Annotated in this window: 15 protein-coding genes; 5 read left to right on the forward strand and 10 right to left on the reverse strand. The window is 63.2% G+C overall.

What is annotated here, in order from left to right; all coding sequences use genetic code 11:
• The first annotated feature begins 19 nt into the window (after window positions 1-19).
• Together NKI69_RS31060 and NKI69_RS31065 are read left to right on the forward strand one after the other, a co-directional pair.
• The gene (locus NKI69_RS31060) at window positions 20-643 is read left to right on the forward strand and encodes an outer-membrane lipoprotein carrier protein LolA (RefSeq protein ID WP_023809660.1); all 624 of its coding nucleotides are present in this window, start codon (window positions 20-22) and stop codon (window positions 641-643) included.
• Window positions 644-736: 93 nt separating this feature from the next.
• The gene (locus NKI69_RS31065; protein ID WP_023809661.1) at window positions 737-946 is read left to right on the forward strand and encodes a hypothetical protein; all 210 of its coding nucleotides are present in this window, start codon (window positions 737-739) and stop codon (window positions 944-946) included.
• 88 nt (window positions 947-1,034) lie between these two features.
• Here the strand turns inward: NKI69_RS31065 and NKI69_RS31070 are convergent, their stop codons facing one another.
• The gene (locus NKI69_RS31070) at window positions 1,035-1,334 is read right to left on the reverse strand and encodes an HlyU family transcriptional regulator (protein ID WP_127268097.1); all 300 of its coding nucleotides are present in this window, start codon (window positions 1,332-1,334) and stop codon (window positions 1,035-1,037) included.
• A 112-nt stretch (window positions 1,335-1,446) separates the two neighbouring features.
• A complete protein-coding gene (locus NKI69_RS31075; RefSeq protein WP_023809662.1) occupies window positions 1,447-2,148 on the reverse strand; it encodes a PadR family transcriptional regulator in 702 nt (233 codons plus the stop codon).
• A gap of 271 nt (window positions 2,149-2,419) precedes the next feature.
• On the opposite strand from NKI69_RS31075, the gene NKI69_RS31080 reads away from it, so the two are divergent.
• Complete coding sequence (locus NKI69_RS31080) at window positions 2,420-2,677, forward strand: DUF2798 domain-containing protein (RefSeq protein ID WP_023809663.1); 258 nt, start codon at window positions 2,420-2,422, stop codon at window positions 2,675-2,677.
• Window positions 2,678-2,744: 67 nt separating this feature from the next.
• On the opposite strand, the gene NKI69_RS31085 is transcribed toward NKI69_RS31080, so the two are convergent.
• The 7 genes from NKI69_RS31085 to NKI69_RS31115 form a co-directional block, all read right to left on the reverse strand.
• Window positions 2,745-3,113 (reverse strand): thiol-disulfide oxidoreductase DCC family protein, encoded by a 369-nt coding sequence (locus NKI69_RS31085; RefSeq protein ID WP_023809664.1) that lies wholly within the window; start codon window positions 3,111-3,113, stop codon window positions 2,745-2,747.
• Window positions 3,114-4,178, reverse strand: coding sequence for a DMT family transporter (locus tag NKI69_RS31090; protein WP_031212677.1), 1,065 nt, complete (start codon window positions 4,176-4,178; stop codon window positions 3,114-3,116). It lies immediately after the preceding gene.
• Between the two features lie 26 nt (window positions 4,179-4,204).
• Window positions 4,205-4,474 carry a putative hemolysin gene (locus NKI69_RS31095; protein WP_023809666.1) on the reverse strand — a complete coding sequence of 90 codons (270 nt, stop codon included), beginning with the start codon at window positions 4,472-4,474 and terminating at the stop codon, window positions 4,205-4,207.
• Window positions 4,475-4,580: 106 nt separating this feature from the next.
• Window positions 4,581-4,874 (reverse strand): GYD domain-containing protein, encoded by a 294-nt coding sequence (locus NKI69_RS31100; RefSeq protein WP_023809667.1) that lies wholly within the window; start codon window positions 4,872-4,874, stop codon window positions 4,581-4,583.
• Window positions 4,875-5,055: 181 nt separating this feature from the next.
• The gene (gene rpoD / locus NKI69_RS31105; protein WP_023809668.1) at window positions 5,056-7,077 is read right to left on the reverse strand and encodes an RNA polymerase sigma factor RpoD; all 2,022 of its coding nucleotides are present in this window, start codon (window positions 7,075-7,077) and stop codon (window positions 5,056-5,058) included.
• 423 nt (window positions 7,078-7,500) lie between these two features.
• On the reverse strand, window positions 7,501-9,435 hold the full coding sequence (gene dnaG, locus NKI69_RS31110; RefSeq protein ID WP_023809669.1) for a DNA primase: 1,935 nt from the start codon (window positions 9,433-9,435) through the stop codon (window positions 7,501-7,503).
• A 136-nt stretch (window positions 9,436-9,571) separates the two neighbouring features.
• The gene (locus NKI69_RS31115) at window positions 9,572-9,952 is read right to left on the reverse strand and encodes an RcnB family protein (RefSeq protein WP_023809670.1); all 381 of its coding nucleotides are present in this window, start codon (window positions 9,950-9,952) and stop codon (window positions 9,572-9,574) included.
• Between the two features lie 387 nt (window positions 9,953-10,339).
• On the opposite strand from NKI69_RS31115, the gene NKI69_RS31120 reads away from it, so the two are divergent.
• Together NKI69_RS31120 and NKI69_RS31125 are read left to right on the forward strand one after the other, a co-directional pair.
• Window positions 10,340-12,004, forward strand: coding sequence for a Na/Pi cotransporter family protein (locus NKI69_RS31120; protein ID WP_023809671.1), 1,665 nt, complete (start codon window positions 10,340-10,342; stop codon window positions 12,002-12,004).
• Window positions 12,005-12,148: 144 nt separating this feature from the next.
• Window positions 12,149-13,333 carry an MFS transporter gene (locus NKI69_RS31125; protein ID WP_023809672.1) on the forward strand — a complete coding sequence of 395 codons (1,185 nt, stop codon included), beginning with the start codon at window positions 12,149-12,151 and terminating at the stop codon, window positions 13,331-13,333.
• Window positions 13,334-13,392: 59 nt separating this feature from the next.
• On the opposite strand, the gene NKI69_RS31130 is transcribed toward NKI69_RS31125, so the two are convergent.
• A complete protein-coding gene (locus NKI69_RS31130) occupies window positions 13,393-15,567 on the reverse strand; it encodes a heavy metal translocating P-type ATPase (RefSeq protein ID WP_352723227.1) in 2,175 nt (724 codons plus the stop codon).
• Between the last annotated feature and the right edge of the window lie 41 nt (window positions 15,568-15,608).

The following is a 15,608-nucleotide window of genomic DNA, read 5'->3' on the forward strand; positions in this document are numbered from 1 at the left end:
TTTGCTGGGGGTTAATCGAATGGCCTATCGGATCAAAAAGCTGCTGGGTTTCTTGTGTGCCGTTATCGGCGTTGCCGCGGTGAATGCCGGGGCTTCGGCCGCGCCGGTTGAAGCAAAGACGGTTGCCGATCACTTCTCATCGGTGAAATCCATGTCAGGGGATTTCGTGCAATCAGGCCCGAAAGCGGAAAGAAAACACGGCAGGTTTTTTCTCCAACGCCCAGGCAAGATCCGGTTCAACTATGCAGGCCAATCTGGCGTCAGCGTGATCGCGGATGGCAAATCCCTGGTGGTTTATAACAGGAGACTGAAGACATCGCGGCTTTATGCTCTCTCGAAGACGCCGCTTAAGCTGCTGCTCGACAACAAGGTCGACTTCTCCGGCAGTCGCGTCAAAAGCATCAGAGAAGACGGCGCTCAAGTAACCGTCAAGCTGGCCGACAGATCGGCTTTCGGCAATTCGAACATCTCCATGGTGTTCGACAGAAAATCGCTCGATCTGCGCAGATGGAGCCTCACCGACGAGAAGGGACTTACCACGACGGTGACCATCTCAAATGTGAGGCAAGGCGTTCGCGCTCCCGAGGGCACCTTCGTTATCGATTATGCGGCAAACCGTGAATTCAACACCACAACGAAATAGCCGAAACCGCAGCCATAATCACAGCGCCGGAACCAATAGGATCAGCGGCGGTTTAGTCCATGAAGGGACCGGAACCGCAAAGGACGCGGCACAATGATTGAAATTCACAGCATCGAAGCGGCCAACGCCAGACTGCGCATAAGGAGAGCCGAGCGCTCTCTGAAGCGCGCGAATGACTTGCTGGACGAGGAAGGCGGCGTCGCTCTTAACTTGGCATTGTGCGGCCGGATAAGGGCCGCGAGAAGGCATCTGATCGAGGCCAGGACCCGCCTGATGACGATTGATCCCACCAGGACGAGTTGATCGCCGGCGGTCGTACGTCAACCCGGACCGAGAGGTCCATCGTGGCGCAAAGGCCCGCATGGTTAGGCAGTGACCTGCTGGCGGTGATCTACCCAAAAATCCGGTCGCCCTGCTCGTCGACCAGTTGGATGCCCTTCTTGATCGAGATGTCGACGGCGTCGTCGAGCCCGGCGAAGCGGTCGGCGCGGATGAATTTGTGTTCCTTCACCACGCCGTCGATCTCCTTGGAGACGACGCCGCACGTCTGGTACTGGCCATCCGCCTTGTAGGGCGTGGCGCTGATCAGGAAGCCCTTGTGCTCGACCTGCTTGGCCGGCGCTGCGCTCGTTGGCCCAGCCGTTTCGGCTCCGCTGGCGCCACCGCCGAAAAGACGCTTCAGAAAAGACATCGGGCTTCCTCCAACAGCATTCATCCCGCACCATGTAGAGTGACGCGGGATGAATTTCACTATCGGTCCTTGGCCCAGCGGGCAAGGGCTGCGTCCGGTCGGCTGGACGAGCTTACTTGTGCGACAGCGCTTCCAGGGCCTCGGCGGCGGCTTCGAGGATGGCGATCGCCTCGGCCTGCTTGTCGGCCGGGGCGTCGACGAAGTCACCCAGCGCCGCGCGCAGCCGGTGGCGGACTGCGCGGAATTCGTCCCGCGCTTCCGAACGATCCCCGCGGCCACCCCGGCCGCCACGACGCCCGCCCTCTTCGCTCTCGTCGTTCCAGCCGAACCAGTCGCGCGCCTTGGCCATTTTGCGGCCGAAGCGCTCGAGATGGTCGAGCACGCCATCGATCATCTCGCGGTTGTCGGCGAGATGCGCCTGGCCAGCTTCGGTGATCGAAAACACCTTCTTGTTGCCGTCGGCGGCGGAGGCGGCATAGCCGGCCTCTTCCAGGAAGGTCAGCGTCGGGTAGACCACGCCCGGGCTCGGGCTGTAGATGCCGCTGGTGCGCTCTTCCAAGGCCTTGATGATGTCGTAGCCGTGGCGCGGGGCCTCGGCCAGCAGCGACAGCGTGATCAGCTTGAGGTCGCCGTCGGCCAGCATGCGCCCGGCGCGGAACATGTCGCCCGGGCCGCCCCGCCCGCCACCGCGACCGCCGTGCCCGAACGGGCCAAAACCGCCGCCCCCTCTGCCACCAAATTTGCCGCCGAATTTGCCGGCCATGTGCATGAACATGCGCTCGCCGAAATGATTGTTCCCAAAATGTTTGTGCATTGATTGCTCCTTGAGTTGTATCTTACGATATATCTTAATTATGCGAGCCAATCGGGAGAGTCAAGATATATCTTACGATGTATCTGAATGCGGCGCCAGAGGCTTGCTTTCACCGGAACGTACCGCTAGAAGGCCCGCGAGCGCCTCGGCTGCTCCGTAAGCGTCTGACGTCAAGCAACGCATCCAACCCCGGTCTTTCCGGGCAATTTTGCCGGTCACCGGCGAATGGATGCCAAAAGCGACGGACCGGATACTTCAGGGAACTCTCAAAATGACTGCAAGACATCAGCGCAGGAAGCTGCCTGCGCGCTATGCCGCTGTTCTTAGCCCGCTGGTGCTGTCGCTGTTGATGACCTTCATCGTCTCGTTCATCTCGACGTTGAAAAGCCTTGGCTTCCACCCCGAGCTGCCGTCCATCTGGCTGACCGCCTGGGGGCTGTCCTGGCTGGTGGCGTTTCCGACGCTGCTGCTGGTGCTGCCGGTGGTACGCCGCATCGTCGGCGCGCTCTGCGAGCCGGCCAGCCGATAACTCGCACGAAAAAAGGTCCGGAGATGTCCTCCGGACCTTTGCGCTTCTGGTCATTAATCACGAAGCGCTACCAGCGACCCTTGCGCCGGTTCCAGGCATAGAGAAGGTCGGCGAAACGATCATAGGCAAAGCGTGTCAGCGGCAAGACAACCGGATTGCCGAACACCATCGCCAGCCAGCCCTCGCCCGGCGTGACCTTCCACACGGCGATGGCAACGTCGGCGCCGACCAGCAGCCTGCCCGCCACGTCGGTGGCGTGCAGCCGGCGGCGGATATCCTCAAGCGACGCGCCATGCCCGGCAAGCGCTGCCGGTTCAAAATTGATGTCTCGGAACTCGATCCGCCCGGCCTTGACCGCTTCGATCAGCCGCCGCTTCTGCCTGCTTATGCCGGCATCGCAGACCGGGCAGCGCGTGTTGTACCAGACGGTCAGCATTTATCCGTGGCCATGCCTGTGGTGCAGGTCGGGATAATGCGGATGCCGGTGTCGCATTGGGGCATGCCGGTGCCAATGAGAATGCGGCTCGCTTACCGGCCCGTCATGATGGTGCTGGTGGTGTTCGTCATGCACATGGCTGTGCTCATGCTCCAGTTCCTCATGGTCGTGCTCATGCTCATGGCGCTCCGACAGATGCAGCCACAGGCCAACACCCATCAGAAGTCCGGCGGCCGCAAGCTTGAGCGTGACGGCGTCACCCAGGATGGCGATTGCCAGCAGCGCGCCGATGAAGGGAGCGAGCGAGTAATAGGCCCCTGTCCGGGCGGTACCCAGATGACGCAGCGCCACGATGAACATCACCAGGCTGACCCCAATGCCGAAGAAACCGACTGCCGCGGTCGCTGCAATGACCGACCCCGGGGGAAACAAAGCACCGCCGGCAAGCGCCAGCCCGACATTGACGACACCCGCCACCAGCCCTTTGAGCATGGCGATCACCACCGGGTCGGTGGCGGAGATCCTGCGCGTGAAATTGTTGTCGATCCCCCAGGCCAGACAAGCCCCCGCCACCAGCAGGGCGCCACGGTTGAAGGCGACGCCCTCACCTTGCCACGACAGAAGAACGGCGCCCGCCAGAATGGCGAACGCGCCGAAAAGCAGGCGCCGGTCGACATTCTCGCGATAGACGAGCCAGGCGATCGCCATCGTCGCCAGCCCTTCCAGGTTGAGCAGCAGCGCCGAACTGGACGCCGTGTTGAGGGTCAAGCCGAACATCAGCAGCACCGGCGCGATGATGCCGCCCATGCCGATCGCCAGCGCCAGCCAGGGAATATCCCCAGCGGTCAGTTGCGCCTCCCCGGCCGCGGCCTGCCTGCCCCGAAGCAGGCGGTACAGAGCCAGCCCGAGACCGGCACCGAGATAGAGCAGCCCGGCCAGCATGAAGGGATTGACGCCATTGAGCAGCAGCTTGCTGAGCGGCGGCGTCGCCCCGAACAGGACGGCCGAGCCAAGCGCGAGTGGCACGCCGGGCCACAGATGCGAATGGGAATGCGGTTCGGACATGACCTCACCCTATCATGGCAAGTGTGTCACTTGCGGCGCATGGCCGCCTTTGGCCCGATGCACTTGTTGTCGCGAAACAGCGCCCACTCCTCGCAAAGGCGTCCATTGGGCAAGCCGCAGAATCCATATTCATTACCGGCCTTGTCCTTCCTGATCACCAGGCGCCCGCCGATCTCGCCACAATGGACTGATGCCGGATTGGCCATGCCGACCGGTTTTTGCGCACTGGCGCCGACGGAAAACGGCAGCGACGACAAAGCGGCAAAGCTGGCGACCAATATCGAAACCTTCTTCATCGCGATCTCCCCGGCCGCATTCTATCACGGCGAAGCGCCCCGTCTTGCGGCAAAGCGCCACCAGGCCGGCACCAACCAGCGACTTCGAGAAACCCTGCCGATTCCTTCACCCGAGCGAGGTGATGATCTCGCGGTAGGCTAATTCGGGAAAGGCCTTCAGCGTCCGCGTCCTGACATTGCCCGCTGCCGCCAGCATCAGCGAGAAGCGCGCCAGCACCGCGTCGTCGGGGGCTTCGACCACAGCCACCATATCGTATTCGCCCATGGTCAGGTAGAACGCCTTGAACGATCCGCCCATGTCTCCCAGTTGCTTCCTGGCGGCGTCGAGCCGCTTCGGTGACTCGCGTACGTTCCTGGCACCCTGCTCCGTCCAGTTCATCAGCACGATGTAGCTTGTCATGGCACACCTCCCTCCGGGGCCACGGAGCACGGCGGCTTCGCCGGGGCGGGCATCCGGGTTGTCGCCCAGAAAATGCATCCGACACGGAAATTATCCTCCTGAAGGGCCTGCAGCGCAAGAGTGCGTCCCGCAACAAAAAAGGGCGCCATCGGCGCCCTTGAACTCTTTGCATCGGTAAGTCTCAGCTATCCAGGAAGCTGCGCAGCTTGCGCGACCTGCTCGGGTGCTTGAGCTTGCGCAGCGCCTTGGCTTCGATCTGACGAATGCGCTCGCGGGTAACAGAGAACTGCTGGCCGACTTCTTCCAGCGTGTGGTCGGTGTTCATGCCGATACCGAAGCGCATTCTGAGCACGCGCTCCTCGCGCGGCGTCAGCGAGGCCAGCACGCGCGTGGTGGTCTCGCGCAGATTGGCCTGGATCGCCGCGTCGATCGGCAGGATCGCCATCTTGTCCTCGATGAAATCGCCCAGATGCGAATCCTCCTCGTCGCCGACCGGCGTTTCGAGCGAGATCGGCTCCTTGGCGATCTTCAAGACCTTGCGCACCTTTTCGAGCGGCATGGCAAGCTTTTCGGCCAGTTCTTCCGGCGTCGGCTCGCGGCCGATCTCGTGCAGCATCTGGCGCGAGGTGCGCACGATCTTGTTGATCGTCTCGATCATGTGCACCGGAATGCGGATGGTACGCGCCTGATCGGCAATCGAACGCGTGATCGCCTGTCGGATCCACCATGTCGCGTAGGTCGAGAACTTGTAGCCGCGGCGGTATTCGAACTTATCGACCGCCTTCATCAGGCCGATATTGCCTTCCTGGATCAGGTCGAGGAACTGCAGGCCGCGATTGGTGTACTTCTTGGCGATGGAGATGACGAGGCGCAGGTTGGCCTCGACCATTTCCTTCTTGGCGATCGCCGCTTCGCGCTCGCCCTTCTGCACCTGATTGACGATCTTGCGGAATTCCAGGATCGAGATCGCGGTTTCGGTGGCGAGGTTCTGGATCTCGGCGCGCAGGTCCTTGATCGCATCCTTCTCGTTCTTGGTGAATTCCTTCCAGCCGCGCGATGTCAGATTGCCGATCGAGCGCGTCCAGTTCGGGTCGAGCTCGGAACCCTGATATTCCTTCAGGAACTCTTCGCGGCGCACGCCGTAGCTTTCGGCCAGCCTGAGCAGCTTGCCTTCGTTCTGCACCAGGCGCTTGTTGATGTCGTAGAGCTGCTCGACCAGCGCCTCGATGCGCGCCGTGTTGAGCGACAGCGACTTCACCGCCTTGATCAGCTGGTCCTTGAGCTCCTTCAGCCGGCGGTCCTGGCTGGGCGACAGCGTGCCCGCAGCGGCGAGCCTGTTCTCGACCTGCTGGTCCTGCAGCTTGCGCAGCTTTTTGTAGGTGTCGGCGATAACGTCGAGCGTCTCCATCACCTGCGGGCGGAGTTCGGCTTCCATCGCGGCCAGCGACAGGCTCGCTTCGTCCTCGTCTTCGTCGTCGTCATCCGTCAGCCCACGCGTATCGGCGCCGACATTGGTGATGTCGTCTTCGTCGTCGCGCGAACGGCGCGGCTTGTCCTCGACCTTGGCTTCCTCGACGCGCTCGACCACCGGCGCCTGCTTGGCCTCGGGGCCGGCATAGGTGGCTTCGAGATCGATGATCTCGCGCAGCAGGATCTTGGATTCGTTGAGTTCGTCGCGCCAGATGATGATGGCCTGGAAGGTCAGCGGGCTTTCGCACAGACCCGCGATCATCGTCTCGCGGCCGGCCTCGATGCGCTTGGCGATGGCAATTTCGCCCTCGCGCGACAAAAGCTCCACCGAGCCCATCTCGCGCAGATACATGCGCACCGGATCGTCGGTGCGATCGGTCGGTTCTTTCTTGGTGGTGGTGGCGGCGACCGCGGTGCCGGTCTGCTCAGCCAACTCGTTGGCGTCTTCCTCGGCATCGGCCGCGGTGTCGGTGGCCTCGGGCTCCTCGCCCTGCTCGTCGTCCTCGACCACGTTGATGCCCATGTCGGACAGCATCGCCATCGTGTCCTCGATCTGCTCGGAGGTCACTTCCTCTGAGGGCAGCACCGAATTCAGCTCGTCCATGGTGACATAGCCGCGCTTCTTGGCGGCCTTGATCATCTTCTTGACAGCATCATCGGAAAGGTCGAGCAGAGGGCCATCGGTGGCGCCTTCGCGTTCGGTTTCGACCTCTTCCTTTTCCTTTGTCGCCATAGTCTTTATCTTCTCCTAGCGGCCGAACTTCAAAGCCGCGTAAGCTGTCGGACCAGTCAAATCGGATGCGCTCGCTTATGAAACGCGCTTCACCGGGCCAGTAACTGCATCAACTCGTTTCGTTTGGTGTATGTCGTTGCCCAAATCGGGTTTCCCCTTTTGGGCGACATGCATTAAGTCCAGATTAACCCTGATATCTGTGGCAGGCGGGCTGCCTGTCCAGTGACCAGTACCTCACATCGCTTGTTTTCCCGTGACGCGGGTTCGGGTTAACGTTTCGAATCGTCCTGATTCCGCCAATCTGCCAGAAGGTCAAGCGCCTCTCGCATGATTCGCATGAAAAAAGCGAATCAATTACCCGACTTAGCCCGTTACGCGCCATTTGGACGCGCAACGACGCTTTCTCAATTCACTCGCTTCCAACTAAGCTCGCCCAGCCCTGCCCGAGGAGACGCCAAACCCTTCGATCAGCGCTTCCGTAGCCTGCACATCCTGAAATTGCGCCTGAATTTCGATCAGATGCCGATAGTTTTCGTCTGTGGGATCGGTGGCGAGCGCCGCTTCCGCCTGTTTCAGCTCCTTATGTAAGGTGCGCGCGCTGCGCTGCAAGTGCAGCGCCTGGCTGAAAGCATCGCGGGCATCTTCAAGGGCGGCGGTCTCCAGCGCCGGCCATTGCCGCATCCGCCGGATCAGCCCGACGGCCCGCTCCCAGATCTCGGCGCAGCCGGCGCGTTCGATCGTCGCAATCACCGCCTGCCGGTCATTGGCCATGTCGTGCGCCATCGCGTCGAGAATCGCTCCATGCAGCCGCCTCAGATCGGAGTTGGCGAGATCGAGGAACTCGATATGAGCGAAATTCTCGTCGATCAGCGCCGGATGGTTGACCAATGCGACGATGATCGTCGCCTCGCGCACCGACATCCCTTCGCCGCCGCGTTTGACCAAAGCCGACTGGCCGAGGCTTTCGGTGATCGCCATGCGGCCGCTGCCGGCCTTGGCGAACTGCCCGCCGGGCGCGGCCGTCTTGCCTTGGCCCTGTTTCCAGTCTTGCCGATTTTGCCTGGTGCCGCGCTGCGAGCCGAAGAAGCTCAGCACACGCTCGCGCATCTCCTGCTGGTAGTGGTAGCGCAGGCTTTCGTCGCGGATGCGGCTGGTCAGTTCGCGCAGCGTCTTCTCGAGCTCGGCCCGCCGCTCCGGCGTATCGAAGACGCCGCCCGCCGTCTCACGCATCCATAAAAGGTCGACCAGCGGCCGCGCCTCGGCCAGAACGCGACGAAACGCATCCGGTCCTTCGGCCTTGACCAGATCATCGGGATCCTTGCCTTCCGGCAGCAGCGCGAAGCGCGCCGAGCGCCCGGCCTGCACAGACGGCAGCGCCATGTCGGCGGCCCGCCACGCTGCCTTCAGCCCGGCCTTGTCGCCGTCGAAGCACAGCATCGGCTCCGGCGCCATGCGCCAGAGCAGTTCGAGCTGGTTCTCGGTAAGCGCGGTGCCGAGCGGCGCCACGACGTTCTCGAAGCCGGCCTGCGCCAGTGCGATGACGTCCATATAGCCTTCGACGGCGATGACCGTGCCGCCCTTGGCCAATGCCTTGCGCGCGCGGGCGAAATTATAGAGCACATTGCCCTTGTGGAAGAGCTCGGTGTCAGGCGAGTTCATGTATTTGGCCAGCGCATCGGGCTGCAGCGCGCGGCCGCCAAAGGCGATGATCTTCCCCCTGGAATCCGGGATCGGGAACATGATGCGGTCACGGAACCAGTCATAGGAAACCGGAATGTCGTCGCCGTGGCGCACCAGTCCGCAAGCCTCGATATCGGCCTTCGGCACACCCTTGGCGGCGAGATGCTCCTTCAGCGCATTGCGGCTGTCGGGCGCAAAACCGAGCCGGAACGATTGCTGCGTCGCCGGCGTCAGCCCGCGGTCTCTGAGATAGGCGCGGGCTTTGGCGCCTTCCGGCCCCTGCAGCCGTTCCTGGAAGAAGGCGGTCGCCATCTCCATGACGTCGGTCAGGCTGGCGCGTTCCTTTTCGCGCCGCTCCTCCTGCGCATCGCGAACCGGCATCGGCACGCCGGCCATATCGGCGATCTTTTCGACCGCTTCGGGAAAGCTCATCCCGTCGAGTTCGGTGAGGAACTTGAAATGATCGCCCGAAACCGCACAGCCGAAACAATGGTAGCGGCCCTTTTTATCCTCGCAGTGGAAGGATGGGCTCTTCTCGCCGTGGAACGGACAACAGGCCCAATAGTCGCCGCGCGGCGCGTTGGTTTTCTTCCTGTCCCACGCGACGCGCTGGCCGATAACCGATGAAATCGGCACGCGGTCGCGTATCTCGTCGAGGAAGGCGGGTGGAAAGCGCATCGGGGAACTCGTTTCCCGATTATATAATCATACCCGCGAAATCCGACGACCCTTAATGCGGGCCATACCCGGTTTCCACAGGCAAAAGAGGCGGCCGTTGCGGGCCGCCTCTTTCCAATATCCGCCTGGGGACCGATTAATGCGCGGCAAGCGCGCCGAAAATGACGCCGGAGAGCACACCGACCAACACATAGTCGTTGCCGACGCGGATCCATTCCTGGCCGCGACCGGGACGATGCAGGCCGTAGCGGCCATAGTCGCGGATCGGCTGGTGCTGTCTCCAGCCTGAATATTTATGGCCGTTGCGCCAGTTGTTGCGCTTCACGATGACCTTCTTATGGATGACGCGCTTCTGGACGAAGCGCTTCTTGACATCCCTGTTGGTGGGCTTTTGCCAGTCGACCTGGCTGTAATTCGACTGCGGAGCGTTCGGTGCATTCAGCGGTGCGGCTTGGCCGGTGAGCGACGTAGCGGCCAGCATCGAGAAAGCGAGTGCGGAAAGGACAATGCGTTTCAAAAGAAGTCTCCTTGGTTGTCGATGCCAGAGGAATAGCGGGCCACCGATGAACCGAAGCTGAACGCCTGCATTACAATTGTGTAATGATTTCCTTTATTTACCCAATAGAGCTGAACATAATCGCAAAGGCAGGAGCCGGTCGCGCTGCTAACTCTGCCTATCCGTTGCTTCGAGCCCGCCCCGCAATGCAACCATTTGCGCGTCCGTCCATTTTCCGACACCGCCCGTCGCGCTGCAACGGCCCTTGAAATCGACAAGATTTTATTATCCGGCTAAAATATTCGAGTTATTATAAGTCACCGCCATGAACATGATTCGTACCCTCGTTTTCCCTTCTGATCGCCACGCCAAACAGGACGCGCATCCTGTTTGCATGCGGGGGGCGAAATGAGCGGGTCCGTCGTCCTTCTGCATCTGGCCGGCGCCGTGGCGCTGATGCTGTTTGCCACCCGCATGGTGAAGACCGGCGTTGAACGCGCCTATGGCGACGTGCTGCGCCACCGCCTGCGCGCCACCATGCGCAATCCGATCATGGCGGTGCTGGCCGGCACCGGCCTTGCCATCGCCCTGCAGAGTTCCACAGCCGTCACGCTGCTGGTCGGCTCCTTCGCCGGCTCTGGCATCGTCTCGGGCGCCGCGGGCCAATTGGCAGTGCGCGGCGCCGAGATCGGCTCTGCGCTGGTGGTCAAGCTGCTGACCTTCGACCTCACCTTGCTGGTGCCGCTGTGCCTGATCACCGGCACGGTCATGTTCATGGCCACCGAGCGGCGCGACTGGCGCCAGACCGGCCGCATTCTGGTCGGCATCGGCCTTTTGATCCTGTCGCTGGAGATGATCGGCCAGGCGTCTGAGCCGCTGCGCAACAGCCAGCTCATGCCGGTCATCATCAACTACTTCTCGACCGATTCCATCACCGCCTATCTGCTGGCGGCGCTGATCACCTGGCTGTTCCAATCGAGCATCGCGGCGGTGCTGTTGATGGCGACGCTGGCAGGCCGCGGCCTGATCACGCCCGAACTCGGCGTCGTTCTCATCCTTGGCGTCAACCTCGGCTCCTCGATCATCGCGCCGATGCTGACCCGCTCGTCGAGCCCCGAAGTGCGCGTCGTGCCGATCGGCAACCTCCTGATGCGCGGGCTTGGCTCGCTTGTCATGCTGATCCTGGTCATGATCTTCAGGCCGCACTTCGCCTTTCTCGGTTCGACGGCGGCGGACCAGATCGTCAATGCCCACATCCTGTTCAACGTGCTGATCCTGCTCGCCGGCCTGCCGCTGGCAGGGTTCGTCTACCGCGCTTCGGAGAAGATCGTCGCACTTGGCACCAAGCCGGTGCCGGCCGCCTCGCTTGACGTCGTCGAACTGTCCGCGCTCAACGAAAGCGCGCTCGACGTGCCGAGCCAGGCGCTGGCCAATGCCACCCGCGAGGTGGTGCGGGTCTGCGAGACGATCGAGATCATGCTCAAGCGCATCATCGAACTCTATGAAAGTGCCGATGCCGACAAGATCAAGGCGCTGGCCGCACTCGACGACCGCGTCGACCGCAAGCACGCCGCGATCAAGCTCTACCTCGCCAAGTTGACCAGGAACCCGCTGACCGAGGACGAAGCGCTGCGCTGCCAGGAACTGATCGGCGCCTGCGTCAAGCTCGAGCAGGTCGGCGACATCATCGTGCGCAACATGCTGGTGCATGTGAAGAAGAAATTCGAGCGCGGGTTGGAATTCACCGACGAGGGCTGGGCCGAGCTGTGCGCCTTCCATGGCTCGGTGCTGGCCAATGCGCGGCTTGCCTTCAATGTGCTGGTGTCGCGCGATCCCGAGACTGCCCGCCAGTTGGTGCTGGAAAAGGACCAGCTGCGTGACCGCGAGAAGGAAACCAGCGCCAGCCATTTCGTGCGGCTGCGCGACGGCACCGCCAAAAGCGTCGAGACCAGTTCGATTCATCTCGATACCATCCGCGACCTGAAGCAGATCAATTCGCTGCTGGCCTCGATGGCTTATCCGGTGCTCGAAGAGCGCGGTCTGCTCACTGGGTCGCGGTTGAAGGCGAGCTGAGAAGCAGCCAATCTCCCCCACAAGGAGGGAGATTGGCGCTTCACCGCCTCGCTCACTGAAGAAAACCTAAACTCGCGACAAAAATTTCTTCATTGCCCGCAAAGCCCATCCGTGGTTTGAGGCCGTTCCAGCTAAGGCCTTGCCATGTCGCTTCCGCTTATAGCCCTGTTCATTGCCGCTTTTGCCTTCGGCACCACCGAATTCGTGATTGCCGGCGTGCTGCCGCAGGTGGCGCAAGGTCTTGGCGTTTCGGTCCCCTCGGCCGGCTACCTCGTCTCCGGCTATGCCGGCGGCATCGCCATCGGCGGCCCGCTGCTGGCGCTCGCCACCAAGTCGCTGTCACGCAAAAGCCTGCTGCTCGGCCTCGCCATCGCCTTCACCATCGGCCAGGCGGCTTGCGCGCTGGCGCCCGACTTCACCTCGATGCTACTGTTGCGCATTGCCGTGGCGGTCGCGCATGGCGCCTATTTCGGCGTCGCCATGGTCGTCGCCGTCGGTCTCGTGCGCGAGGACCAGCGCGGCATGGCTGTCGCCGTCATCCTGTCCGGCCTCACCGTCTCCAACGTCATCGGCGTGCCGGCCGGCACCGCGATCGGCAACATCTGGGGCTGGCGTGCCACCTTCTGGGTGATGTGCGCGCTCGGCGTGGCGGCAACGCTTGCCATGGCAGCCCTGTTGCCGCGCACCACCGGATCGTCGGTCAGGCCCGCCGGTTTTGCCCGCGAGGTCCGTGTGCTGGCCCGCCAGCAGGTCTGGACCTCGCTGATCCTGATGTTGATGCTGATGATCGGCCAGTTCGGCCTGTTCACCTACATCACCCCGACACTGCTGGAGGTCACCGGGCTCGACGAGAACCTGGTGCCGTGGGTGCTGCTGCTCAACGGCGTCGGTGCCACCCTGGGAGTCTTCCTCGGCGGCAAGCTCTCCGACTGGAAGCTAATGCCGTCATTGATCACCATGCTGGCCCTGCAGGCGGTGACGCTGGCCGTCATCTACGCCGTCAGCCCCTATCCCCTGCCGATGGTTGTGGCGATCGTCGTCTGGGGCGGCCTCAACTTCGCCATCGGCACACCGATCCAGACCCGCATCCTGGCCTGGACGGCGGACGCCTCGAACCTCGCCTCGTCGCTCATTCCGTCCGGCTTCAATGTCGGCATCGCGCTGGCCGCGTCGTTGGGCGCCGCGATGCTGAACAGCGGCTATGGCTACCGTAGCCTGCCGCTGCTGGGCGCCATCGCCATGCTGGTCGCCGTCGCGGTCGCACTGGCATCTTATGTCTGGGAAGGGCGCAGCAACGCCACGCCGCCGCTGACGGCTCCGGCGGAATAGACCACGATCCGGAAAAGTGGCCGCCGGTTTTCCGAAAAGATCGGATCAACCAAAACACTTCACCCGCGCCAGCGCAGCAGGCGCATGGCGTTGGCGGTGACCAGCACGGTGGCGCCGGTGTCGGCCAGGATCGCCGGCCACAGGCCGGTGATGCCTAGAATGGTGGTGACCAGGAACACCGCTTTCAGCCCGAGCGCCACACTGATGTTTTGGCTGATATTGGCCATCACCGCCCGCGACAGCCTCACCATCCGCACGACGTCCGTGATGCGGCCATGCAGGATTGCCGCATCCGAGGTCTCCAGCGCTACATCGGTGCCGCCGCCCATGGCGATACCGATGTCGGCGGCGGCGAGCGCCGGTGCGTCGTTGATGCCATCGCCGACCTTGGCGACCTTCAGCCCTTCGCGCTGCAATTCGCCGATGATGCGCTGCTTGTCCTGAGGCAACAGCTCCGCCCGCGCCTCGATGCCGAGCGAAGCGGCAATGGCTTGCGCCGTGCGGCGATTGTCGCCGGTCAGCATGATCGTGCGGATGCCTTCGGCCTTCAGCGCCGCAATGCCGACCGCCGCATCCGGTCGCGGCTCGTCACGCATGGCGATCAGCCCTGCCACCACGCCGTCGGCGACCAGCACCGAGACGGTCTTGCCCTGCCCGTTGAGGCTGTCGACGGCAAGGCGCTGCACTTGCGTCATGTCGGCGCGTTCGCCCGCCGCCGGACCGGAGCCGAGGAAGACGGCGACGCCACCGACGCTGCCCTCGACACCTTTGCCCGAGATCGCCTTCGCCGCCAGAGCCGGCGGCACCGGCGCACCATCAGCCTTGGCCCTGTCGAGGATCGCCATGGCCAGCGGATGGCTGGAACCCTGCTCGAGCGCTGCCGCCAGCGCCAGCACGGTGCGTTCATCGCGGCCATAGGCCATGATGTCGGTCACCACGGGCCTGCCCGCGGTCAGCGTGCCTGTCTTGTCGAAGGCCACCGCCGTGATCCGGCCAAACCCTTCCAGCACCGCACCACCTTTCATCAACAGGCCACGCCGCGCGCCGGTCGCAAGGCCAGCGGCGATTGCTGCCGGCGTCGAGATGACGAGCGCGCAGGGGCAACCGATCAGCAGGATCGCCAGGCCCTTGTAGATCCATTCGTTCCAGTCGCCGCCAATGAGCAGCGGCGGCAACAGCGCAACCAGCGCGCCGACCGCCAGCACCGCCGGGGTGTAGTATCTTGAGAAGCGGTCGATGAAGCGTTCAGTCGGCGCCTTGGCTTCCTGCGCCTCCTCCACAAGCCGCAGGACCCGAGCGATGGTGTTGTCAGACGCGGCAGCCGTCACGCGAACCCTGAGCACGCCGTCGGTGCTGACGGTACCGGCGAAGACGGGCTCTCCAGTGCCCTTGCGCTTGGGCGTGCTCTCGCCGGTCACCGGCGCCTCGTCGATTTCGCTCGACCCCTCGATGATCTCGCCATCGGCCGGAATGCGGTCGCCCGGCCGCACCAGGATGATGTCGCCGACGCCGAGCTGTTCGGCAGGAACTTCCGATGTGCCGCTCGCGCGTTCGACCAAGGCCGTCTTCGGCACCAGATCGGCAAGTCCCTGGATGCTCGCCCGCGCCCGGCCGGCTGCGACACCTTCCAGAAGTTCACCGATCAGGAACAGCACCACCACGGCGGCGGCTTCTTCCGTAGCCCCGATCATCACGGCGCCTATCGCCGCGATGGTCATCAGCATCTCGATCGAGAACGGCGTGCCGGCCAATGCCGCCATCAGCGCTCGCCGTGCGATCGGCACCAGGCCGACCAGCAGGGCGGCAAGGAAGACCCAGCGCTCGGCCGCAGGAAGAAGATGGCCGATGCCGTAGGCGGCGAGAAGCGCTGCCGCGCAGGCCAGCGTCAGCACAGCACGGCGGGAGCGCCACCACGCCTGCCCCGGCGCCGCATCGCTGTGATCATGATCAGCATGATCATGATCCTTGGCCACTGAAGCACGCCCATCGGCCCCGCCTTCCGCCTTGACGATGCCGTAGCCCAGCCGCGCCACCTGCCGCAGCACCTTGTCGTCGTTGAGCCAACCGCTGTGGCTGACCGTCATGCTGGCGCCGGTCACCGAAACCGAGACATCGGCGACGCCGTCGAGACGACGCACCGCCGTATCGATCTTGGCCGCGCAGGAGGCGCAGTCCATGCCGCCGATCTTGAACCGTGTCTGCCCGATCGTTTCCTGCTTGAGCGGCGTCGTCATCACATTACCTGCCTGTCTTGCCCGCGCGGCGTCGCCGCATG

Source organism: Mesorhizobium sp. M0491, from assembly GCF_040321265.1.
Classification (GTDB): domain Bacteria; phylum Pseudomonadota; class Alphaproteobacteria; order Rhizobiales; family Rhizobiaceae; genus Mesorhizobium.